This is a genomic window from Vulcanisaeta sp. JCM 16161 (genome assembly GCF_001316285.1).
Genome location: NZ_BBDO01000008.1, coordinates 87,630 through 107,966, shown reverse-complemented (window position 1 = coordinate 107,966; position 20,337 = coordinate 87,630). Strand labels below are relative to the sequence as shown.

The following is a 20,337-nucleotide window of genomic DNA, read 5'->3' as shown; positions in this document are numbered from 1 at the left end:
TGAAAGGATTAGGTTATTAGCTAAGACTAAGGAGGTTAGGCAGATGAAGGATGCCTTGGTCAATAGACTTAGGACCGAGCTCCACGTCAGTAGCACCGAGGTGTCTCTATACTATATGCCATTGCTCAGGTTAATGGCAACGAGTGACACCTTCAAGAAGAAACTCCTTGAACGCTTAATGAAGATCATGGGATACTCACTGGAAAGTGTTGAGAAGACCCTCGGTATTGAGGGGGTGAGCGCCAGTGGCGAGGGTGAGAGGGTTAAACGTGAGTCGGCGAAAAGATCCAGAGGGTAATTACGTAGTAGCAATGGATTTAGAGACTATGAACTATTAAATCAGTCAATTAATAGGTTAGGCCTCGATGTTGAGTTCATGGGTAATATCGTGGTGGTTAGGGATAGATCATGGAGCCGGATAAACAAGTTAGTGAATATAGCCCGTGAATTGGGAATCAACGTGAATGATGATTAACATAACGCTTTGCATCTCTTGTACTTTCTATTGACCTAATCGATCTATGCGATGATACATGTATTGTTATGTAAGCCTTATCGAGACCCCTCATTATTATTACGAACCTAGTAATCACTATGATGATTGCTGTAGCGAGAACCGCTGTTTCGCTACCTAATAATGATTTAAACACGAGATATATTATACCGCCGAGAACCGCCACTGTAGCGTAGATATCTCGTCGAAATATCGTAGGGATCTCGCCGGCCAGTACATCCCTAACGACGCCACCGCCTGCCGCGGTTACGGCGGCCATTAATACCACGCCAAGTACGTTGAGACCATGCTCAGTAGCGATCTCAGCGCCTACGGCAGAGAATGTGCCAAGACCTATTGCGTCAGCGTACATGAGGGCATTCCTATACTTAGAAATGCATGGGTAGAATACGTAAGCAATTAATGACGCTGCAATCGCGGTTACTGGGTATGGCAGGTAAACAATGTTTGTTGGTGGGAATATGCCAATGAGGACGTCCCTAATTATGCCACCGGCAAGGGCCACTGAGGATCCAAGGACAATACCACCCAGTATGTCTAGGTTCTTCTCATACGCCTTAAAGGCGCCCGAGGCTGCGAATGCCATTATTCCAATATAATTAAATATGTTTATTAATAGGTTTACGAAACCCACGAGAGGTGATGCACGTACTGAGTATTTAATCCTAACTATCCATTTAATTAGCCCTGCCTTAAGATGAGCACCCCTGGGGTCCTTAACCCTCACGGCTAGTGTCTCCCATAGTACGAAGCCGTGAGTCCCATTCTCAGGGCCTAAGTATACCAATGCCGTATCAACACCCAGTGCTAAATCAATAATTGATTGATGCATGGACAGTAATAATGCGGTATCATCTTAACTGAGGGATAATAACTACATCCTTAACCAGGGATTTAACCCTCGTTAACTCCATAATACCCGTCTTCTCAATTACCATTAAAAGCTTCGTATACCTGCCAGAACTAACGAATAGTATGTACGGCTCGGGTATGTAATTACTATATAACGTATTGACAGCATTCGATACCTCATTAACCGCCGAGCCCGGCGCATCCCATGATGAGATGCTCATGGTCTTGACCTTAGGATTGCCTAGAACATCACTGAGTATTGCCGAGTCCTCCTCAAAACCAAGCCTAATTGCTGCTTGATCCGCGGTTACTGAGTAGACCCTCTCGCCCCTAGCCCTGGCGTACTCAATCTGTCTCTGCGATATTGAGAACTTTACACTCAACTCCTTAAGTGGCACCACAGACCTAGTTGCCGTTATTGAAGGACTAATTACCACCTCATCAAGTGGCACAGCATCAAGCCCAGCCCCAGCCTCATAAAAGTTAGGTATTTCCTAAACCTCCTCACACCATTGGCGACTTCCCTAACCCTATCCTGTAGGTGCCTAAGCTCCTCAGGGCTTAGTTGATGATGAGGTTACGTCAGGTAGAGGGTCGCTAGACTTATTGGCATTATTTGCATTTCCCCGAACATTATTGGGTCATTCGCTGGTGCTTTAATGCCCGTTAATTCACTAACCTCTGAGGAACCAGCCTTTAACTGCTCGACTTGTTCCGGGTCGTATGACTTAAGCAATGTAAGAAACTCACCAAAGTGGGTCCTCTCTTCCTTAGCAATATCCTCAAAGACCCTCCTTACCCTCTCATCATCGATCAACCTGGCTAACTGCAGGTATAGGCTTATGGCATCAAGCTCGGCCATTATGGCAAGCCTAAGTGAATCAGCGACCTCACCCTGCGAGAACTTCCTATCCCTAACAATATCCACTGGATTCTTAGAAAATACCATAATCCCTGATCTATACTCAACTCAAGCATTTAAGTATTATCATTAGTATAATTTTTAACGTTAATTTCAATGAAGCTTAGACATAGATTTATTAAAGCATGTTATTTCAACAACCCGTGACTAATGAAATTGATGAAATCGTTAGAACCGCATTAAGTAGGTCGTGCGATAAAATAATTTTCAGGCGTGAATTACCGCCTAACCAAAAGGTTATTCCTCGCTTCATAATATACGATGTTTATGATCCTCCCGAAAGCATTAATGTATTTAATTATAAATTAAGGGTGACTGGCTCGTTGAGAATAAAGTCGAAATACAATATGTAGACCTACTCATGAAAGCGCCTTGTGTTGACTTAGTCGCTGACTTTCACTGCGTTACGGGTTGGAGCGTATTAAACGTGACATGGAGGGGGGTGCCAACTAATTACTTAATGAATATGGTAAAGCCCAGGGGCGATTACGTAATGGCCATAGGCATTGATGGCTATACAACTAACTTACCATTAAGTGCTCTTCTTGAGGAAACAACGATAATTGCCTACGCAATGAATGGGAAGATATTACCTAGGGAGCATGGCTTTCCGTTAAGGCTTGTTGTGCCGTCACGCTACGGCTGGAAAAGCGCCAAGTACCTCAGCGAGCTGGTGGTTATGGATAGCAATGAACCTGGTTATTGGGAGTCACTTGGTTATCACGACAATGGCGATCCATGGCTCGAGGAGAGATTTAGTGAGGGTGCCTTACGGCAATGAGGAGAAGGGTTAGGGTGGTGAGGTGATTAGAGTGCGTGGTCCATGGTACGTGAGCATTAACGATTGTCTGCTTTGCGTCCTTGAGTCTAGGTTTAGCGAGTTAAGGAGACTTGGGGTTAATGATGTTAGGGCATTTGCTGACTTGGGTAGAGCTGTGATGGACTTGGCGTCAATGGGTAGAGCCACCGTATTTATTGAATCATTTAATTATATTGTGAGGATTACCAATAATGTCGATCCTCATGCCGATGAGAAGTTGATGCTCGAGAAAACCGCAAGCGAGTTAATTAGTAAGTTAGGGCTTGGTGATGATATTGTTAATTACGTGAAGCTTGCGGCTTCGGCCAATTCCGTAGATATACCAATGAGGGGTTATAGTTTCAGTGTTGGTGATTTCATTAGGAATATACTTGAGGAACCAACCTGGTTGGGTACTAATCCTGAGGACCTAAGGAGTAGGCTTAGCGGTGCAGGGAGTATTGCTTACCTGGTCGATAATGCTGGTGAGTTTCAGTTTGACCTACTGCTCATTAGGAAATTATCATCAATGGGTGTTAAGGTCGTGGTATATACTAGGAGTAGGCCGTATGAGGTTGATGTTACTTATGATTACGTCATTGGCTTTGCCGGAGAGTTCGATGTTAGGGCATTACCTGGTAATTACTCGGCCTTTTGGTATGATGACGTGGTGAGGGAGTTGATGAATTATGACCTCGTTATTTCCAAGGGCCTTGATAACCTGGAAACCTTTATGGAGAAAAGACCAAAACTTAACAACGTGCTTTTCCTGCTTAGGGCTAAGTGCCCATTAATAGCCGAAATGCTTAATGTTGAGAGGAATAAGCCCGTCGTATCAATGGGGTTGAAAATCTAAGCGTTCCTCTCTACCACCAACCATAATTAATCATTGTATTGGTCCCTCCATTAATCATTACGAAGAATGGCACCCACAAACCATTACTTAGGTACAACCTACCACTTAACGCGGGCATATACATGATTGGTAAGTGCCCAACACAATTCACAGTAATCCCCTGCGAGGACTCAACACCTCCTGACACGCTTAAACTCGAAACTCCCGTGATCACGCCATTACTAACTGATAGCCCTAACTCAAGGGTTCCCTGGGAATCAGCTTTCACCTCAATGGCGCTGGAGAACGTGCATGCCAATCTCCCAATGCTAAACCCACTTATGTATAGGTTTTCCTGAGTTGGATTCGTTATGTTTATTATTAAGTCAACACCCCCATTATAACTCATTAACAACTCGCCACTCGCACCGAGCCCCATTGATGCCCAACCACTCATTGGAACATATGTATGGGGCGCGTGGGTATTCCAAGGCAACCCGCGGCTAATGATGGAGTTGAGTTTATGGCACTACTCAGGTATTCGTTTATTAGGGCTTGTGCTTCCATTGGCGTTATTGTTCCGTTAAACATTGCCTTGAGTATTGATGTTATGTTACCTATTATACTATTATTAAGTCTCACGTAGCATAACATGGGCGTTACACCACTAATCCCGTACCGCCTTGCCAAGCCCCAAACAGTGGAGTTTACGTATAATAAGTAATTCCTCGTCGAATTCATCACCCAAATAGCGTAGTAGGCCTCTTCCTCATAGTTATGGATCTTCAACCTGCATTGATTCAGTATCTGCCCTATCAATGTAGCATTACCACTACTGAATGCATTAATCAATTCCTGCCTGCATTGAAGATATGAGCTTAGCATGTACGGTGTTAAATTCGATAGACCAGCACCACTTAATTCCCTGGTTATGTTGATAAATCCGATGACCATCAGTTGCGTGGTATTTACTTCATTTATGAGTGCCCTGACCTGCCCTAGGCAGGCAATATAGTTGCTAATAAAATCATTAGCTTTAACATACACCTCAGGTTCACTCAATGACTCGTTCATTAATGGAGCTAATGACTCATTAATTCTACTCATGCATTGGGTGAGTTGTTGAGGCATGGGTATTGTCGTGTTCAGTATCATTGATAATTGATTAAGGGCTCTCGAGGCATTCCCACTTAGCAATGCCACGTATGGCATCACCACCTGCGATAACTCATGAGCCCTAACACTTGGTGGTGTTAGTAATGATATTGTTATTATCTCGATCTTAACAATCATTAACTGCTTAATCGTTGAGTTATAGCCAGCACTCATCAACTCACTATATGCCATGTTTAATGCGTTAATTGCCGTATTCAAACCCAGGAGGGCGTTAGGTGGTATGTAAGGACGTAAATACTCCTCCTCATTACTCAATACTGCCATGCTCATGTTTATTAAGTACGTGGTATTATTACTCCTACTCAATGCCGATAAAGCCCTCAATGTGAAGTTGGCGATAGTTTCATTACTCAATAAATTACTAACCACAGTGTTATTTACCGTCGACGTAAATGAGGCATAATTACTAATCACCACCTGCGTTGAATTAATACGTGCACCAGCCATTAATTGGGCTGCAAGGTTAATCGCATTATTCAGCGTATTAATAGCCTCCAGGTAATTACCCGCATCTGCGTAGAACCTGGCCTCGTTAATCAGCTCAATAATGGCTGTTGAATTAATACCACTCATATTCAGAGCCTCGACCCAATGCTCAGCAATTATTAAGTGAACATAGTAAGATGCAACGAGACCGGTGGGATTAACACTCCCATTAACGCTAATCGAGGAATTAACACCTTGAGCGTACAGGGTGGTAACACCGATAATGCCTAATAGGGTTATTCCCATGATTATGAGGAGTACCAGGAACCTCATCAAACCTTGAATTAAAAATAGATATATTTAAGGAAGCACCCATGAAAAGACCGTGAAAAGCCAGAAATACTACGAATAAAAACTCCCCTAAAAGCAACTGCCGAAGGTGATTATTACCTTAAAGACGTTGGTAATAAAGGCCGTGAAATCACGAAATCAAGCCTCAAAACACAAACCAACAACCTGCGTGGAGCCCCGGCCGGGATTTGAACCCGGGACCTCCCGCTTACAAGGCTTGCACGGCTGATGCCCCAGGGCGCTCCGACCGGCTGAGCTACCGGGGCAGGAATGTGATCCCCCTGAGAAATTTTAAGCTTTTCGTGATTACCCTAATCATTGGCGATTTATGTTTATTAGTGATTTATTGCGTTTCAAATTAATGTGGTAGTGCATTGATCGCGTTGATTCAGTGGTTATTATGCGCCTGGTTGATGAACAGTACAGGGTTCAGGAAAGGTTACCTAATAGGAAGGAGACCTCCTCGTATTATACGAGCCCTGACGCATTGCCGTGATTAGAACCCTACTCAGTACTTTAAGTGAGAAGGAGAGGGTTGGTGTTACGGTTATGGACCCATTCATGCTCTGGTGTCCTGCTCTCCGCAATTAATGATCTTATAAAGCCAAGGGCCGTTATTGGTATTGAAATCAATGAGGAGCCCTGCAAGTTGGCGCGTGGGATTTTAGGCTCGATATATTCAAGTACCGAGGTTATTTGTGGTGATGCCTTTAAGATAGCGTGGAATTACAAAGCCGATATCATCGTTTCTAACCCACCTTTTGTCAGGTGGCACCTTGTACATAATAGAGATGAGGTTCTCAAGGCCATTGTTTCTAGGGGCTATGGAGGTTCATAAGTAGGGGTGACCCGGGGCTTCACATACTGTCGTTTTTCCTGATGGACTACATATTAAGGAGTGGTGGTTATATGTTACTCGTGATGCCTGCCTCGGCATTCTACACAAGCCAGGGACGAGGACTTAAGGAATTAATTAGGGCTAAGTATGACGTATTGGCCTTTGTTGAGAATGGTAAGGAACCATCGTTTAGTGTTGGTAGTGGTTTTAAGGAGGTTGTGATATTCCTAAGGAAGAGGGTCATTACTAGGATTAATAATTTTGCTGAAACCACGATTTATAGGTATGACGGCGCATTAAGGAGACTTGCCACGATTAATCTGGCGAAATTACCTAAGTTTGCGGATAGGAATTGGCTGTCGTTTTTCAATTACGATAAGATGATAAACATAATCTCGATAATAGAGGGGTCCCTTAACAATGGGTTGATGCGTTATTTAAGGAGAGACGAGATTATTAGAGGTATTGAAATGTATGGTCCTGAATTCTTCTTCATACCAAATAAGTATTGGAGGATTGCTGAGGAGGCTCGTGACTACGTAGTTATTACTAATAATGATGAGCAATTAGAATTGCCAAGGAGTTACTTAATACCATGCTTAAGAAAGCCTGAGTACTACGAAAGTGAGGTTGTAATTCATGACCCTGGGTTCTACGCACTTGCCATAGGTAATGAGCCAAGTGGCGATGTTTTAAGGTACGTAAAGTGGGGCGAGAAGGTGGGAGTGCCTGCCTGAAGTTTGGTAATAAGTGGTATCAGCATGTATGGCGACAATTACAGAGTAAGAAACCCTATGGTTACGTGTTCATCCACGACAAGATCGACCTAGCCAGGCACAGGGTTATCGCCAACTATAGTGACAAGCCGTTATGCGCCTCGAAGAACTTCTACATAGTTAGAATCAATAACCCAATGATCGCCGCGTGGTATAATTCGGAAGTGTTCAGGGAATTACTGACGGTATTTGGGAGGAAAATATCGCAAACCTGGACAAGGCTTCTTGAGGATGATTACCTATCAATACCAATACCAACTAGGGTCGTACATGGGATTAATTTAATCAGCATTAAGGACATTAATAATGCCGTGACTCGTTACTTGGGATTGAAAAATTAATAGTAATTCTTTATACCTAGAATCCCTGGCTTGCCATTACATCCTCAACGGCCTGATTAAATAGGTAGCCTATTTCATGAACCTTAACCGTGTCCTCATGCCTGGGTCTCGTTACTGTGGCTATATAAACACCGTAGTCCGAGTGGTTACCCTCATCTGGCCCCTGTGGACTTCCGTAAGGTGAAAATAGTATTATGTGCGTTATACCACTCCTCATTATTAATGACCTTAATGCCTATCGAGTTGATTATAAATTTCGCACTTTAGTTGCGGCTTTGTGTGAAGGAACCTTTCGAGCGCGTTAATTGAGGCTATCACAGGCCTTGTTTGGGCCTCGGCTATTATGGCATTTATCACATTGTTTATCTCCGTTGCTGGGTCAACCTCTTGATTCATCCTAATGCTGTATTTTCCATATGTTGGGTCCGTTATTGGTATATTTATTAGCGATGCCCTCGTCAACTTGACGAGTGGTGACTGTATTGGGTCTATGTTCGGTACCTCCTTCACAGGCTCCATCATCAGCACAGACCACCATGACCTGTCTGGATATTGTGGCTTTTTATTCTCAGTAACGCCCCTCTCTATTGAGTTCATTAGTGACAGTAGGAAGTTGGTCTCGCACTCCATAAATCCCTGATACTCAAGCCCCAGGACACCCAATAATATGGGTTGCATCTTACTGCGTCACTGATTTGCCTTTAATATCATTTCTTAGTCACATTTATGACTTAGCGATGAAACAACTCACGTGAAGTCAACCTCAGGCTGCCCACTTTTCATCAACTCCCTAAGAAGTACTGTGGCATAATTACCACGGGGCAGTCTAAAGACCATGCTCAATTCATTACCAATCAAGTTAATATTAATGATTATAGCTTGGTAAATAACGGCCTATAACCACCCCTAACTGATAATTTAGGTATTGATTTAACCATAAACATCGATAAATCCACACCCTCCCTCCTAAGCACACTAAGCTCTATATCGCCTTGGGGGCCCGGTAGAAGCTTAGTGTTATAACCTATTAAATGCCCCACGGGGATTGCACGACCCTTCACTATTAATTCATCAACCTTATCAACCATAGACTCATTCACATAAATAACGTGCTTAGTCGGTAACCCATGTTCATCAAGTAGCACGACAATATCGCCAGGCAATGCCCTATTTATCGGTAGGCCCCTGCCAATCCTCTCACTTAGGGCTAGATTAAATAGGTATGATTGATAAGATTCAACGTAGAGGTTCAGTAATTCACGGGGCAGCCTCCTTAGGGCGTTTACGAAGTCCCTGGGATTACTGGCCAACTGCCTAAGCACAGCCCTCTCCGGGTAATACCGGTAATTCCTGGGCATTAACTCAAGGGCCTTTGAGTAATCACCCGTCCTAACAATGAACTCCCTGACCTCCCTAATCCTTGGAGGCTCCATTGGGTATGCATGAGCCAGCAACTCATTCACGCATCCTCAAACTCACCAAAAACTATGTGCTTACCTATTACGTGGGAATTCGGCCTCTTTAAGCCGAACCTTTGATAACCATAATATGTGGGTAGGCCCCTCTCCATCAATTGATTAATAATGCAGTTAATGTTGTCCTTCCTGGATACATCAATGTTCCTAACCCTTATGGTGAACTCATTTCCCCAAATATCGCTCGTTATGAATGCCCTATCCATACTAACCGCATTAAGCACCTTAATACCCCTACCAAAGTCGCTGGGTATGTCATTAATCGAGATTCCGCGCACAGAAACTACCTGCGATGTTACGGCCACCGCGTCCTTAAGGCCTCCGAAACTGATGTCACGAGGACTAACGCCGAGTCTCCTACTTAGTATTAACAATAGTGTTATTGCATCAATGCCCCTCTTCTCAATAATCATCCAGACCCAGGGACCGGGCCTACCGACAATCCTTGGCAGTGGTTTACCGGTAATGCTTGTGGGCACGACCTGCCCATCAATCAGCACCTCCTCAACAATGAAGTCCTCAAGTCTCTCCTTAACTCTACCACCAACGCCCTCGCAGTCAGTGATGTAGTAATTCATCCCAACATACCTATCAAGCCAGGCCTCCGAAGCTAGGGGCATTTTACTAACCTGGTATTAAAGAGGGAGGACTTATCACTTAATAAGGGCATTCATTCATTAATTCGGCAATGCTGAATAGGCCTTGTTAAGGCAGTCCTGGCATACCGTCCTAACAACCTTATTACTCACTATTTCAACGTAACCAAGTTCCACAGGCCTAATCCAACGACCACATACTGAGCATTTCCTAAGCCCAAGTAGCCTATGCACCTCCTTAACTATTTCATAAGTCTCACTATTCACTAGGACATGCCTTTCACCATTTATTGAGGCCACGGCAACGACCAATCCCCTAACCCTCATTAGTGAAAGTTTTCTGAAGCTACTCATCAGTTAATTACTCTCTCTGCGATTAATAAATTACTTCCAGACCCATGTATACAACAAGTAACAGAGCTTAGTGAAACTTTCACTTCACTTCCTGTCCACGACTCGATAGGCAGTGCTCGATAAGATCATCAACGCGGGTAAATGGCGACTTACGCACGTTATACCCCATACTCATTAACTTACCAATCAGGGACAAGTAATCACTAAGCCCCATGCTCTGGGGCAGGGAGACAAATACATTACCAACGCAGTAATCAGAGTCCGTCTTAACATCCATGGGCTTTGGTAAGGTGAGTACGAATTCCTTACCAACAATCCTACTCACGGCCCTAACGCCAAACCTAACAATGGCTGAGAAGACAGGGTCTGAAACCTCAACACCCTCAACCCTAGGTATTGCGAACTTACTATACGGTATCAAGCCAGGGTTGGACCAGTCAACCACGTAAATACCTGATTCATACTGCCTGGACAGGTGTACAGAGAACGTCCTCTTAACAACCATGCACCTAGCCTCCAGGTCTATAGTCAACTCCCTACTAACCAACTTATTCGGCACTAGGTCAGGGGGCTCCCTAACGCCGGCCAGTATGGATTCGGGATTCTCATAGAATATGACAAGCCCAAGGTCCAGGACATTAATATCATTAACAAGCTTGAGGTAGTTATTCATCATTATTAAATCAGCCAGAGAAAAGCTCCTTCTACTGAACAGGTCAATCAATGCCCTAATTAAATCAACCTCCTCAATCAACCCCCTCCTAAACTGAACAGCCAATGCGTGAACATCCTCGATAAAGCCCTTATTACCCGTCAACCCATTCCAAACCCTCAAAAATGCACTATTAATTGACTCATCATAACCACCACCAACCATCACAATAAGCGAGAGAGCCTGCTTCATATTCCTCATCAGTAACTCGTCTAATGTTACGTAATCCTCAATCGTGTGTCGCCAATCGGGGTAATCAATGTATGCGAGCACGCGATACTCCTTATTAATGGCTTGTTAATAAGCCATTGCTGTGTATGTACTCGTTAGTAAGTGGGCTAGGTCTATGATGGCTTGGCCACTTGGTATAGCGATTAGTAGGGAGGCGCCTGAGTCAATTATCAGGGTAAGGAGTGAGTATGATGACCACTTCCTAATAACTGTTGGTGATGTGGTGACGCTTAACGCGATCAGGTATTGGAAGGTGCCTAACCTGGCCTTCATGGACTTAAAGACAAGGAGGACTATTGGCATGGGTATGGAGACTAAGGGGTTCGATAAGGTCGTTAATGTGGTTAATAGGCCGGCCACGCTAAGTATTGACGTGATTAATGCCGTGAGGAGTGCAATGAGGGAGGCGGTGGGTGGATTGAGGGTTCTCATTCAGGTTGATGGTGAGGAGGACTTACTCGCAATACCCGCCGTACTCCTGGCACCGAGAGGTTCCCTGGTGTTGTACGGTCTCTATACCGGTTACCTAATCGCCATACCGGTGAATGATGAGTATAAGCTAGCAATGTTAAAATTATTCTCAATGATGAGACCGGGTAATGCCTAAGCCTACGTCATTATAGTCTCGGCAGCCTCGGTAGATGGCAGGATAGCCAGTAAGACGGGTTATTCAAGCTTTCATGCCCCTTCGACCTCAGGCGACTCCATGAGGTTAGGGCAAGTGTTGATGCGATAATGGTTGGGGCTAATACCATAATTAATGATGATCCAACACTAACGCTAGGTATGTTAAGGCTGTTAAAAACCCCATAAGGGTTGTTATTGATGGGAAATTGAGAATACCATTGATGGCTAAGGTTGTCATTAATAAGGAGGCGCCAACGATAATAGTCACTACAGAACAGGCTGACCGTAGTAAGATTACTCAATTAATGAACATGGGTGTTGAGGTATGGATAATGGGTAAGGAACGTGTCAACCTTAAGGAAGTCCTCGAGAGACTATTCATGGAGAAGGGCGTTAAGAGGGTCCTTGTGGAGGGTGGTGGGCACCTTAATTGGGAATTGATTAAGGAGGGGCTTGTGGATGAGGTTAGGCTCACAATATCACCATATGTATTTGGGGCGGGCACATCATTCATCGAGGGTGAGGGGTACCCAACAACGATGGAGGGGCCGAGGTTAAGGCTTAAGTCCGTCAACGTATGCGAATGCGGTCAGGAGGTTATAATTAACTATGTCGTTGAGAGGTGTTACTCATCAATATGAACTTCGCCAGGAATGGCGATGGTCGTGATTGCCAAAGAAACCATTATTGATGTTTCCTAAATCTTTAATATTATTAATTATGGTTGATGTCATTAAACGCTTGGCGTTGCTTAATAAAAAGGTTCTTAAGTACTTTTGTACTTATATTTCCTTAGTGTTTGGTTTATGAGTAAGGGTAAGAGAGATGTTGAGGTTATTAAGGTTGAGTTGCCTAGGGATTTGGCTGAGAGATTTCGTAGGTACGTGGCTGAGAGGTATGGGCTTAGGAGGGGTTCGTTATCGAGGCTGTCGCTGATTTAATAGCCAGGGAACTCGCGCTTTATGGCGAGACTAGTGGTAGTATTGATGCTATCGTGGGCCTTGGCCTTCAGTCTGATTATCAATGGAGTGGTGAGGACCTCGTCGAGGCCTTAAGGAGGAGGGCCCATGTACCTAATTGACGCCAACATATTCCTGGAGGTAATATATAGAAGGGATAAGTGGCTGAATGCTATGAGTTCCTTAACAGGGTTAAGAAAGGAGACATTAGGCTTACGCTCTTCATTTCACTATACATGCCATATCGGCCATTCTAGGTAAGCCTGACTTAGTAAGTAAGTTCCTGTCTGAGATAAGTACTTGGCGTGGGCTCGTAATAATCGATTCACCGGTTGATGAGGAGGCTATGGCCGCGGAGCTTGCGTTTAAGGTAGGCTTGGACTTTGACGATGGCCTTCATTATTACTACGCTAAGAAGATAGGCCTTAAATTGATATCATTCGATAAGGACTTCGATAAAACAGACATAAAGAGGTTAGAACCACGTGATGTATTACGGACGTCATAGCGATATGGCGCACCTCTATTAATGGCACTCTATTCTAAGTAATAATTTAATCTTTAAGTAATTAAATACGTAACTTCATGGCCATTATTGCGTAAAGATGACTTAAAGTACCGCCAATCCATATGGTCTCGAATACTCTAATCGGCCAGTGGTTAGGTCAACACGAAGACCAAGACCTTCGAGGGTTACGACCCCAAGTAATGGCTCGGGAGACTCCAAAATAATTACTGGGAATACGCCGTCCCTATCAAGGAATCGCATGTAAGCCAGCGATAGGCTAGCGGCGATCTCGCGACCATCAGCCAGCCTAAGCCTTATACTTGCCATGGGCTTTATACCCAAGTCCTCGGCAAGGTTTGGATTTATTACAGTATAAAACGCGCCAGCATTAACTAGGAAATCAACCTCCCTAACCCTTGACCTATCCGCATTGCCTATAACACCCTTAACCCTAACATAACCCATAACATGTATAAGTAATAATTAAAGGAGTAATTAAATCTATAACAGGAAATAGCTAATAAAAGTCGTTAAAGAGCCATATTATCGAGAGAAAGCAGGATAAAGCATAATATAGCCCATAATTAGTTATTAATTAATGAAGAACATCCTAGTAGGCACTTGCGGATTTCCCACGGCACGATCAAGATATTATTCATTATTTAAGGTTGTGGAGCTGCAGGAGACTTTTTATGACTTACCAACGCAGGAAAGAATGGGTAGCCTGAGGAGGGAGGCTCCTGCTGATTTTCAGTTTGCCGTTAAGGTGTTTCAGGGGTTAACTCACACGAGTGATTCGCCGACCTGGCGTAGAATAAGGAGGGCTAAGTTAACGGGTAACCTGGGTAATTACGGCTTGCTTAGGCCCACGAGGGAGAATCTCGAGCTCTGGGATGAATTTGTCAACGTAACCAAGCCCCTTAACCCCGTATTCTATGTCTTTCAGACGCCGCCCTCCATGGAGGTGACTGAGGATAGCGTTAGGGACATTATTGAGTTCTTCCGCACAATAGGTAATAGCGATAGGACCGGTTGGGAGCCTAGGGGCGTTAGTTATAATAATGTCAACTTACTAAAAAAAGGTATTTGAGGAGACTGGTATTGTGCATGTTGTTGACCCCTTTAAGCATGAGATGCTGGTCACCCGTGGTACAGCCTACCTTAGGCTTCATGGGATTGGTAAGGGTGAGGTTAATTACTCATATAAGTACACTGATGATGACCTGAGCAGGCTTAAGGGTTTCATTGATGGTGTTGGTTCATCCACCGTTTACGTGATGTTCAATAACGTGCACATGCTTGATGATGCCATCAGGTTCATGAAGCTAATTGGGAAGTGATATATGGTGAGCACCTTCAGTAGGCAGGTCGCTGAGGGTGTCTTGAAACTGCTCGGTAATGATGATGTTAGGGTCCTTGACCAATGCAACTGCCTCAACTATACATACGTGCTCATAGGGACTAGGCTTGGGGAGTTCCTCGGTATCGCCTATACCCCGGTTGAGGATTTAAGGGCTGGCGAGGTCGGCGTCATTCCAAGGGTTGAGGAACTACCCGAACTTGTCACCAACCTTGACTCATTAGTTAGGACCTTGGGAATCGCATTGGTTAATGCAGTATCTCACTACCTCGTCGTGCGTGAGGGACTTAGGCTTACCCAGGGTGATTTAAAGAGAGAGATCCTGAGGTATGCTAAGCCCCCATGCACCGCCTGCTTCATTGGTAGTATTACGCCAGTCGCCGAGGCGCTCAGGGTCAGTGCACCGTTTACCAGCTCGAGAGGAGGAGCGATTTGAGGCATGATAGTTACCCAGATGTTGATGCGCCGCTTATAATACCGAGGTGCGACTTATTAGTAATAACGGGTTCCGCGATTATCAATAATACGATTGATCAATTGCTGATTATGAGGAGGGATGGAGCAATTACTATATTGAGCGGCCCCTCGGCGGCTGCATACCCTCCCGTACTTCATGGGTTGGGCATCGACGTTGTTGGGAGCTCCCTAGTTAAGGAGCCTCGTTTAGTTATTGAATTACTTAAGCTAGGCGCAGGTTACCGACTGCTCGATAGGAGGGGGTTATTGTTCAAGTACGTGTCTGTGAGGGATTCTCATGGGTAAGAACGTCCTCGTTATTATTAATTGTAGTAAGAGGAAATCAGTTAGTATGGAATTGGTGAGGGGGAGGCTTGGTCTCATACCTGGTTTTGACCTTGAGAGGGAGGATGAGTATAGGGGTAAATTGATGGATTTGATGAAGCCGGCCCTTGATATGTATGACGGGCCCGAGTTCAGGGTTCTCAGGAAGTTCAGGGGCTGCGTCGACGTCTTCATACTCTCGGCTAGGTACGGGATCATAAGCGGTGAGAGGTGGATAATACCTTACGACGCCTACCTAGGGGTTGCTGATGAATCCATACTGAGCAAATGGATGGCCTATGGTAATCCCGACCTAGATAGACTACTTAGTGGCAGGTGGGATCGCGTGATCATTAGGGTGTCGAGTACGTACATGAAATACCTCAGAAGATTAGTGCCCAACCCCTGTGGGTTGGGGAGTGAAATACATGTGATTGCTGGCAAGGGCATGGACCTCAACTGCGGTAATGCTGTTAATCATCACATTAGGGGGCCTGGTGATTCTCAATCAGTGCTTAGGAGATTATTAATTGAGACTTGTCCTTCTATTTCTAATTATTCTAAATAGAAAATTTTTAAAAGTAACCATGAATAATACGGCTTCCTCACGGTCATACGCAATGGATACTTCAGTAAAAAGCAGTTAGTTTTTTTAAAGACAACGTTTCTATGATATCATAAAGTCATAAATATGAACAATCATGTAAGTAATAATTTGCGTAATAACGTGAGCGAGGTCGGCCTGCGTAGGGTATTGGGATTCTGGGACGTATTCTTCGCAAGCCTAGGCGGGCAATCACCATTTCTTAGCGACCTAACCTACGCCTCTGCGACCCTAGCCATAGCCGGATTGGCGGGCCCCGTAGCTATAATAATTGGGACACTCATAGCATTTATTAACGGCTTCGTGGTTGCGCGACTCAGTAAGAGGGTTACGGAGGCCGGCGGTTATTATAAGTACGCCGTTAAGTACCTCGGTGGTAAATCAACGGGTTTCTTCATTGGTTGGAACTACCTATTCTATGCCATTCCCTACGGCGCTGCCTACGTGATTGGTGCCTCATACCTCGCCCAATGGATCTTGGGAATTCCCTGGCAGGTTAGTTTACCCATATCCCTGGCAATAATGACCGTACTAGCATACCTGGGCATTAGAATATCGGCTAGGTACGCAGTTTTCGCGGGCTCCCTTGAGATGGCGGCCCTCATATTGATATCCACGGTATTACTTCTGATTCCCCATGGAGTGTTCTTCAATCCCTTTGCTTACATGGGCTCAGTACCGTTATCAACATTGATGGTTGCGGTGGTTTACGCAATAGCAATCCCCACGGGCTATGGCACAATAGCGCCACTGAGCGGCGAGGTTAAGAGGCTAGGGAAACCGTTAGCCGGGCAGTGGAGGCCGTCATAATAACTGGCGGCGCCCTGGCAGCACTCGCCATTTACTCAACGGCGGTTGCCGGCTTATCATACATGAATATTCACGATTTTATTAAGTTCCTAAATGAAGCCACAGGCAGGGGCTTATCACCCGTCGTAATAGTACTGCACCACTTCCTTGGTGTACTACTCGACCCAATAGTAATCTTTACGATGATTAATGATGGCGTGCTTGGTGCTTTGGCTTATGTACTCGCATCATCAAGGACGCTGTATGCCATGGCTGATGATGGACAATTACCGAGTGCGTTATCCCTGGTTAATAGTAAGGGTAACCCAGTAATCTCGGTGTTAATCAGTGCGTTGGCCCTCGACGCAATTGCGCTAGTAACCACTTACTTACTTGGGCCATTCAATGCCTTCCTACTCCTTGGCTTCCTATCAATGCTCGCTAATTTAATAGTCCACTTATCGGCTAACTTTGCCCTGCTTAGGGCAGCCACGATGAAGGTGAAGGCCGTGCTTTACGGTGTTGACACCATGAGGAGTCTAGATAAGGCCGTGTCCGTGGCGGCGGCCTTAATAACGATATTTACGGTAACGGAGTCCGTGCTTGGCATAAACATAGTCGAGTTAATACCGTACTTCATACTCCTCGCGATAGTCATAGTTTATTTAACGGTAAGGGTATTAGTAGTTCGAGGAGCATTCTTCGGATCTAGAGTTCATGGTTACAGAATGATTAAGTAACCCTTACAAGTTTAAGTAGCGGTAGGAGGGCTAGGGATATTATTATCATTAATATCCAGGGTAGTGAGTATGATATTACCATAGTCTCCGTAAATATTACGCTAAGCCACATGCCAATGATCATATTCAGGGCATTTAGTGTGGCGAGGGATAGGGCTGGGTTTTCATGCCGAGCTGCCAATGTGTAAGCCGCAGTTAGCGCTAATTCATTTGTGAAACCCATTAAACCTCCAGCAATTATTATGGCTATTATGTTTAACGTGGGTATTGAGATTAGTGGTACGGTGCCTACTATCGTTAAAACCACTATTAATAGAACCCTGCTTTTAATAACATCAATAATTCGCCCAGAAAGTCCTCCGAATATACTCGAGAATAGCATTATTGATGTTAATAATGAGGATGTGTAAAGGGGTAAACCCCTACTAACGGCGTAGGTAGGTAATAAACTACCGGCCGCGTAGTACGCGCCCCAAAAGCCGCTTGTTGCCACGCCAATCATTATCGCATCACGGCTAAAGCTAATGCGTAATCTGCGCATGTAACCACCCTGGATAAGGAGGACAACCAATGCCACTGGAATTCCGACAATGCTTAGCAGTAGTGTTGATAATCTCCACCCAAGTAAGGTGTATGTAACACCCCATGCCAAGCCTATCCCAGATCCAAGGCCAAAGGCTGCGTTGTAAATACCGAGTAATGTACCAACCCTTTCAGGGTATGCCGTTGACAGTATTGCGGCGCCTGTTGAGAAGAATAGTGCGGCACCAACACCTGCAATTAACCTGAGGATCAATACCTCATAGAAATTAACGCTAAAGGGCACTAATAGGCCTGTAACTGCCATGGTGAGCAGGCCAATACCTGCTGTCCTAGCGTTACCCAGGTGACTCGCGATGATGCCTGCGGGTATTTGAAATGATGCGGCACCGACAATAAACATGAACGGGACCAAACCGAGTAATGCCCTGCTAATTCTAAACTCAGTACCAATTATTGGCAGTGCAGGGGCTAAGTAAAACCAATAGGCGCTGTATATTACCCTGGCCAATATTATGACCGCTGCAGTAATGGTCCTCCTCATTTTAGACCCACTGCTTTACATAGCATTTATTTTTTTATCGTAAATTCTCCATTTACGTGCTCAATATAGTATATATCTTTTTGATAATATAAATAATATAAATATAAAAAGTAAAACATATACTCTAATCTAAGTACTAATTATTCATTAACTTGTATGAATGCCATATCCAGCATGGCTCTGGCGACAACAGACCTTGTGTACATAGTTGGCGGTGCCATGCTTATAACGGTTGGCGGCGTCAATATGAATATTGGGAAGAAGAATGAGCCAGGGACTTGGGTATTGTATTCATAAGTGGGGGGATCATGTTATTGATAGGTACTTTATTTGATGTGCTCGCAGGTGATGCCTTAGCCGCGGCTGCCACCGCCGTATTTGACGCGCTTCTCTGGATGATTGGTATAGCAGCAACTATTGGTAAGAGTAACTTATTTGCCATGAACCACGTGCTTCTATACTCAGGGATCTACTTCTTATTTGTCACTGTCCTAGCGGGTTTAACTGGGCAAATATTATTGGCATTGGCACTGCTCTTCCTGGCGCTCCAGGTATTAACCGCGGCAATAGCAGGTTATAAGGCGAACGCCAAGTTGCATTGGACCTCGGGTCTCTTGGCAATTATTGATGGCGCATTATTTCTGATACTCGGTGCTGTGGTATCGCTAGGAATACCACCACCTCTTGGTGTGATACCGCCATGAAATGCATGAATAACCTAGGTTAAAATCAATTAATTTTATTTTCTATCTCCCCACTCTCAATATCAATACCCATATCCCTCAATAGGTAGGCGGCATTGTCATATAATATTGACTCCAGATCACGCCTGGGCAATCCTGATGACTCAATACAGTTTAGGTTCTTAGTCACCTGCCCAAGCCTTAGGTATGGGTAACCACCGCCATAGAGTATTCTATCAGTGCCCACGGACTTCACGAAGCCCCTGCCCATTGATGTATTAAATAATATACAGGAAATGCCTGTGGACTCCATGTAAACCCTGTCATACCTCTTCATTATTTTGGCTACTCTCTCAAGCATGGGTAAGCCATGCCCTCAGAAATACCCAGGGCGGATAAGACCAGGTTAATACTATATCTTTCAAGTATCTCGTTGAGGATGTCCGGCATGAGGCTCTTAAAGCATACATTCACATTGTATGGACAAGGATCTAGGTGCATAATGAGAAGCATGTCGTTCTTCTCGACGTATTCGAGCACAGCCCTAAAGGCCCTCGTACTTACTGGGTCAAATAATTGAAGCGTTGGTGACACAACAATACCCCTAACATTGAGACCCTCTAATTCATTAAGCTTCTCATATACGTACTTAATGCCAAGGGATGGATTAATACTGGCGAGTGATATAAAGAAATCGCCGTAATGCGAGGCCTCATGCCAAAGCTTAACGTTATCATACATCCTCGGCGACCACATACTCGTCAACCTAAGGATAAATTTACTCCAGAGTAGTGCTGAGTATGGATCCTCACTTGACAATTTCCTAAAGAAATCGTTGGGTAATACATGAAATAATGGCAATGCATCTATCGGCTGTAAAACAACCCTTGTAACCTTCATTAATGAAAGTCTATTCTTAATTAAGGATAAGTCTACCGATGGACATGCATGGAAATCGATTATCATATAGAATGCATATAGCAGCTGTGCTTTTAAATACTAATC

The 20,337-nt window shown here is 44.4% G+C and carries 22 protein-coding genes, 1 tRNA gene and 7 pseudogenes; 16 read left to right on the top strand and 14 right to left on the bottom strand.

Translation table 11 applies throughout. The features are described from left to right. A pseudogene (locus JCM16161_RS11205) lies at positions 1-298 on the top strand (replication factor C large subunit); the annotation flags it as partial. Between the two features lie 157 nt (positions 299-455). On the opposite strand, the gene JCM16161_RS11200 reads toward JCM16161_RS11205, so the two are convergent. Then, positions 456-1,100: a trimeric intracellular cation channel family protein gene (locus tag JCM16161_RS11200; RefSeq protein ID WP_243671481.1), complete on the bottom strand. Its 645-nt coding sequence runs from the start codon at positions 1,098-1,100 to the stop codon at positions 456-458. 117 nt (positions 1,101-1,217) lie between these two features. Beyond that, positions 1,218-2,315, bottom strand: a pseudogene (locus tag JCM16161_RS11195) (encapsulin); the annotation flags it as partial. Positions 2,316-2,431: 116 nt separating this feature from the next. Here JCM16161_RS11195 and JCM16161_RS11190 point away from each other — a divergent pair. Together JCM16161_RS11190 and JCM16161_RS11185 are read left to right on the top strand one after the other, a co-directional pair. Then, positions 2,432-3,095, top strand: a pseudogene (locus JCM16161_RS11190) (sulfite oxidase-like oxidoreductase). Positions 3,096-3,100: 5 nt separating this feature from the next. Then, positions 3,101-3,943: an ARMT1-like domain-containing protein gene (locus JCM16161_RS11185; RefSeq protein ID WP_054855891.1), complete on the top strand. Its 843-nt coding sequence runs from the start codon at positions 3,101-3,103 to the stop codon at positions 3,941-3,943. A gap of 10 nt (positions 3,944-3,953) precedes the next feature. Here the strand turns inward: JCM16161_RS11185 and JCM16161_RS11180 are convergent, their stop codons facing one another. The 3 genes from JCM16161_RS11180 to JCM16161_RS11170 form a co-directional block, all read right to left on the bottom strand. After that, positions 3,954-4,379, bottom strand: a complete 426-nt coding sequence (locus JCM16161_RS11180) for a hypothetical protein (protein WP_054855885.1) — start codon at positions 4,377-4,379, stop codon at positions 3,954-3,956. Further along, the gene (locus tag JCM16161_RS11175) at positions 4,376-5,857 is read right to left on the bottom strand and encodes a hypothetical protein (protein WP_054855884.1); all 1,482 of its coding nucleotides are present in this window, start codon (positions 5,855-5,857) and stop codon (positions 4,376-4,378) included. The genes JCM16161_RS11180 and JCM16161_RS11175 overlap by 4 nt, the downstream gene beginning before the upstream one ends. 188 nt (positions 5,858-6,045) lie before the next feature. Then, a tRNA-OTHER gene (locus JCM16161_RS11170) sits at positions 6,046-6,141 on the bottom strand. Positions 6,142-6,395: 254 nt separating this feature from the next. Here JCM16161_RS11170 and JCM16161_RS18435 point away from each other — a divergent pair. The 3 genes from JCM16161_RS18435 to JCM16161_RS18425 all read left to right on the top strand — a co-directional run bounded on the left by JCM16161_RS18435 (position 6,396) and on the right by JCM16161_RS18425 (position 7,830). Further along, a complete protein-coding gene (locus JCM16161_RS18435; protein WP_243671474.1) occupies positions 6,396-6,713 on the top strand; it encodes a hypothetical protein in 318 nt (105 codons plus the stop codon). A gap of 41 nt (positions 6,714-6,754) precedes the next feature. Then, a complete protein-coding gene (locus JCM16161_RS18430) occupies positions 6,755-7,450 on the top strand; it encodes a hypothetical protein (RefSeq protein ID WP_243671473.1) in 696 nt (231 codons plus the stop codon). Positions 7,451-7,515: 65 nt separating this feature from the next. Beyond that, positions 7,516-7,830: a hypothetical protein gene (locus tag JCM16161_RS18425; protein ID WP_243671472.1), complete on the top strand. Its 315-nt coding sequence runs from the start codon at positions 7,516-7,518 to the stop codon at positions 7,828-7,830. Positions 7,831-7,846: 16 nt separating this feature from the next. Here JCM16161_RS18425 and JCM16161_RS18420 read toward each other — a convergent pair whose 3' ends face one another. The 5 genes and pseudogenes from JCM16161_RS18420 to JCM16161_RS11145 form a co-directional block, all read right to left on the bottom strand. Next, positions 7,847-8,047: a hypothetical protein gene (locus JCM16161_RS18420; protein ID WP_243671471.1), complete on the bottom strand. Its 201-nt coding sequence runs from the start codon at positions 8,045-8,047 to the stop codon at positions 7,847-7,849. 11 nt (positions 8,048-8,058) lie between these two features. After that, positions 8,059-8,508, bottom strand: a complete 450-nt coding sequence (locus tag JCM16161_RS11160; RefSeq protein WP_243671470.1) for a hypothetical protein — start codon at positions 8,506-8,508, stop codon at positions 8,059-8,061. 69 nt (positions 8,509-8,577) lie between these two features. Continuing rightward, positions 8,578-9,883 (bottom strand): annotated as a pseudogene (truD, locus tag JCM16161_RS11155) (tRNA pseudouridine(13) synthase TruD). 99 nt (positions 9,884-9,982) lie between these two features. Then, the gene (locus tag JCM16161_RS11150) at positions 9,983-10,255 is read right to left on the bottom strand and encodes a hypothetical protein (RefSeq protein WP_054855883.1); all 273 of its coding nucleotides are present in this window, start codon (positions 10,253-10,255) and stop codon (positions 9,983-9,985) included. A 79-nt stretch (positions 10,256-10,334) separates the two neighbouring features. Next, positions 10,335-11,240 (bottom strand): hypothetical protein, encoded by a 906-nt coding sequence (locus JCM16161_RS11145; protein ID WP_054855882.1) that lies wholly within the window; start codon positions 11,238-11,240, stop codon positions 10,335-10,337. A gap of 40 nt (positions 11,241-11,280) precedes the next feature. On the opposite strand from JCM16161_RS11145, the gene JCM16161_RS11140 reads away from it, so the two are divergent. From JCM16161_RS11140 to JCM16161_RS18415, 3 genes and pseudogenes are all read left to right on the top strand, one after another. Beyond that, positions 11,281-11,805 (top strand): GTP-dependent dephospho-CoA kinase family protein, encoded by a 525-nt coding sequence (locus JCM16161_RS11140; RefSeq protein WP_054855881.1) that lies wholly within the window; start codon positions 11,281-11,283, stop codon positions 11,803-11,805. A gap of 9 nt (positions 11,806-11,814) precedes the next feature. After that, positions 11,815-12,466 (top strand): annotated as a pseudogene (locus JCM16161_RS11135) (2,5-diamino-6-(ribosylamino)-4(3H)-pyrimidinone 5'-phosphate reductase). Positions 12,467-13,103: 637 nt separating this feature from the next. Beyond that, positions 13,104-13,292, top strand: coding sequence for a PIN domain-containing protein (locus JCM16161_RS18415; RefSeq protein ID WP_243671480.1), 189 nt, complete (start codon positions 13,104-13,106; stop codon positions 13,290-13,292). 102 nt (positions 13,293-13,394) lie between these two features. Here the strand turns inward: JCM16161_RS18415 and JCM16161_RS11120 are convergent, their stop codons facing one another. Beyond that, positions 13,395-13,757: an aspartyl protease family protein gene (locus JCM16161_RS11120; RefSeq protein WP_054855879.1), complete on the bottom strand. Its 363-nt coding sequence runs from the start codon at positions 13,755-13,757 to the stop codon at positions 13,395-13,397. A 133-nt stretch (positions 13,758-13,890) separates the two neighbouring features. On the opposite strand from JCM16161_RS11120, the pseudogene JCM16161_RS11115 reads away from it, so the two are divergent. The 5 genes and pseudogenes from JCM16161_RS11115 to JCM16161_RS18400 all read left to right on the top strand — a co-directional run bounded on the left by JCM16161_RS11115 (position 13,891) and on the right by JCM16161_RS18400 (position 17,565). Then, positions 13,891-14,632: pseudogene (locus JCM16161_RS11115) on the top strand (DUF72 domain-containing protein). A 3-nt stretch (positions 14,633-14,635) separates the two neighbouring features. Beyond that, the gene (locus tag JCM16161_RS18410) at positions 14,636-15,088 is read left to right on the top strand and encodes a hypothetical protein (protein ID WP_243671469.1); all 453 of its coding nucleotides are present in this window, start codon (positions 14,636-14,638) and stop codon (positions 15,086-15,088) included. Further along, a complete protein-coding gene (locus tag JCM16161_RS18405; protein WP_243671468.1) occupies positions 15,085-15,414 on the top strand; it encodes a DUF364 domain-containing protein in 330 nt (109 codons plus the stop codon). Before JCM16161_RS18410 ends, JCM16161_RS18405 begins: the two co-directional genes overlap by 4 nt. Then, positions 15,407-16,000, top strand: a complete 594-nt coding sequence (locus JCM16161_RS11105; protein ID WP_054855878.1) for a hypothetical protein — start codon at positions 15,407-15,409, stop codon at positions 15,998-16,000. The genes JCM16161_RS18405 and JCM16161_RS11105 overlap by 8 nt, the downstream gene beginning before the upstream one ends. A gap of 123 nt (positions 16,001-16,123) precedes the next feature. Next, positions 16,124-17,565: pseudogene (locus JCM16161_RS18400) on the top strand (APC family permease). Here JCM16161_RS18400 and JCM16161_RS11090 read toward each other — a convergent pair. Continuing rightward, entirely contained in the window at positions 17,558-18,649 is a 1,092-nt protein-coding gene (locus JCM16161_RS11090) for an MFS transporter (protein ID WP_054855875.1), read from the bottom strand. The pseudogene JCM16161_RS18400 and the gene JCM16161_RS11090 overlap by 8 nt on opposite strands. A 156-nt stretch (positions 18,650-18,805) precedes the next feature. Here JCM16161_RS11090 and JCM16161_RS18395 point away from each other — a divergent pair, with 156 nt between their 5' ends. Together JCM16161_RS18395 and JCM16161_RS11085 are read left to right on the top strand one after the other, a co-directional pair. Beyond that, a complete protein-coding gene (locus JCM16161_RS18395) occupies positions 18,806-18,946 on the top strand; it encodes a hypothetical protein (RefSeq protein WP_243671467.1) in 141 nt (46 codons plus the stop codon). A 17-nt stretch (positions 18,947-18,963) separates the two neighbouring features. After that, positions 18,964-19,353, top strand: a complete 390-nt coding sequence (locus JCM16161_RS11085) for a hypothetical protein (RefSeq protein WP_243671466.1) — start codon at positions 18,964-18,966, stop codon at positions 19,351-19,353. A gap of 25 nt (positions 19,354-19,378) precedes the next feature. Here JCM16161_RS11085 and JCM16161_RS18390 read toward each other — a convergent pair whose 3' ends face one another. Together JCM16161_RS18390 and JCM16161_RS11080 are read right to left on the bottom strand one after the other, a co-directional pair. Continuing rightward, positions 19,379-19,693 (bottom strand): amidohydrolase, encoded by a 315-nt coding sequence (locus JCM16161_RS18390; protein WP_243671465.1) that lies wholly within the window; start codon positions 19,691-19,693, stop codon positions 19,379-19,381. Next, positions 19,678-20,298: a hypothetical protein gene (locus JCM16161_RS11080; protein WP_243671464.1), complete on the bottom strand. Its 621-nt coding sequence runs from the start codon at positions 20,296-20,298 to the stop codon at positions 19,678-19,680. The genes JCM16161_RS18390 and JCM16161_RS11080 overlap by 16 nt, the downstream gene beginning before the upstream one ends. Between the last annotated feature and the right edge of the window lie 39 nt (positions 20,299-20,337).

Bases quoted from the DNA above. Each gene is read 5' to 3' on its own strand.
- JCM16161_RS11200 (WP_243671481.1), bottom strand. From the start codon at position 1,100: ATGGCATTCGCAGCCTCGGGCGCCTTTAAGGCGTATGAGAAGAACCTA.
- JCM16161_RS11180 (WP_054855885.1), bottom strand. From the start codon at position 4,379: ATGAGTGGTTGGGCATCAATGGGGCTCGGTGCGAGTGGCGAGTTGTTA.
- JCM16161_RS11175 (WP_054855884.1), bottom strand. From the start codon at position 5,857: ATGAGGTTCCTGGTACTCCTCATAATCATGGGAATAACCCTATTAGGC.
- JCM16161_RS18430 (WP_243671473.1), top strand. From the start codon at position 6,755: ATGGACTACATATTAAGGAGTGGTGGTTATATGTTACTCGTGATGCCT.
- JCM16161_RS18420 (WP_243671471.1), bottom strand. From the start codon at position 8,047: ATGAGGAGTGGTATAACGCACATAATACTATTTTCACCTTACGGAAGT.
- JCM16161_RS11160 (WP_243671470.1), bottom strand. From the start codon at position 8,508: ATGCAACCCATATTATTGGGTGTCCTGGGGCTTGAGTATCAGGGATTT.
- JCM16161_RS11150 (WP_054855883.1), bottom strand. From the start codon at position 10,255: ATGAGTAGCTTCAGAAAACTTTCACTAATGAGGGTTAGGGGATTGGTC.
- JCM16161_RS11120 (WP_054855879.1), bottom strand. From the start codon at position 13,757: ATGGGTTATGTTAGGGTTAAGGGTGTTATAGGCAATGCGGATAGGTCA.
- JCM16161_RS18410 (WP_243671469.1), top strand. From the start codon at position 14,636: ATGGTGAGCACCTTCAGTAGGCAGGTCGCTGAGGGTGTCTTGAAACTG.
- JCM16161_RS11105 (WP_054855878.1), top strand. From the start codon at position 15,407: ATGGGTAAGAACGTCCTCGTTATTATTAATTGTAGTAAGAGGAAATCA.
- JCM16161_RS11090 (WP_054855875.1), bottom strand. From the start codon at position 18,649: ATGAGGAGGACCATTACTGCAGCGGTCATAATATTGGCCAGGGTAATA.
- JCM16161_RS18395 (WP_243671467.1), top strand. From the start codon at position 18,806: ATGAATGCCATATCCAGCATGGCTCTGGCGACAACAGACCTTGTGTAC.
- JCM16161_RS18390 (WP_243671465.1), bottom strand. From the start codon at position 19,693: ATGCTTGAGAGAGTAGCCAAAATAATGAAGAGGTATGACAGGGTTTAC.
- JCM16161_RS11080 (WP_243671464.1), bottom strand. From the start codon at position 20,298: ATGATAATCGATTTCCATGCATGTCCATCGGTAGACTTATCCTTAATT.